The sequence below is a fragment of the Bacillus sp. N13C7 genome, assembly GCF_026790065.1.
Lineage (GTDB): Bacteria > Bacillota > Bacilli > Bacillales > Bacillaceae > Bacillus.
The window spans coordinates 1-450 of record NZ_JALAMO010000036.1 but is presented as its reverse complement, the minus strand read 5'-3'; the positions used below and the strand labels follow the sequence as shown (position 1 = coordinate 450).

The following is a 450-nucleotide window of genomic DNA, read 5'->3' as shown; positions in this document are numbered from 1 at the left end:
CCACTGAACTACTTCCGCAGACAGGATGTCCAGTTTTTACAACCGTCATCCTATATAATGCGGGTGAAGGGACTTGAACCCCCACGTCATAAAGACACTAGATCCTAAGTCTAGCGCGTCTGCCAATTCCGCCACACCCGCGTAAAATGGTGAGCCATGAAGGACTCGAACCTTCGACCCTCTGATTAAAAGTCAGATGCTCTACCAACTGAGCTAATGGCTCTTCTTACAAGAGACTTGAGTATTATACCATATAAAAGTGGTGCCGGCAAGAGGACTTGAACCCCCAACCTACTGATTACAAGTCAGTTGCTCTACCAATTGAGCTACACCGGCAAAATGGTGGAGGATGACGGGCTCGAACCGCCGACCCTCTGCTTGTAAGGCAGATGCTCTCCCAGCTGAGCTAATCCTCCATAATTGCACTAGCGTGCAATTGCTTGGCGGCGT

Annotated in this window: 4 tRNA genes; all 4 read right to left on the bottom strand. The window is 49.6% G+C overall.

The features are described 5' to 3' along the window. Positions 1-58: 58 nt before the first annotated feature. Positions 59-141: transfer RNA gene (locus MOB98_RS20755), tRNA-Leu, on the bottom strand. 6 nt (positions 142-147) lie between these two features. Then, positions 148-223 (bottom strand) — tRNA-Lys (locus tag MOB98_RS20750). A 37-nt stretch (positions 224-260) separates the two neighbouring features. After that, positions 261-336, bottom strand: a tRNA-Thr gene (locus MOB98_RS20745). 4 nt (positions 337-340) lie between these two features. After that, positions 341-416: transfer RNA gene (locus MOB98_RS20740), tRNA-Val, on the bottom strand. Positions 417-450: the final 34 nt, after the last annotated feature.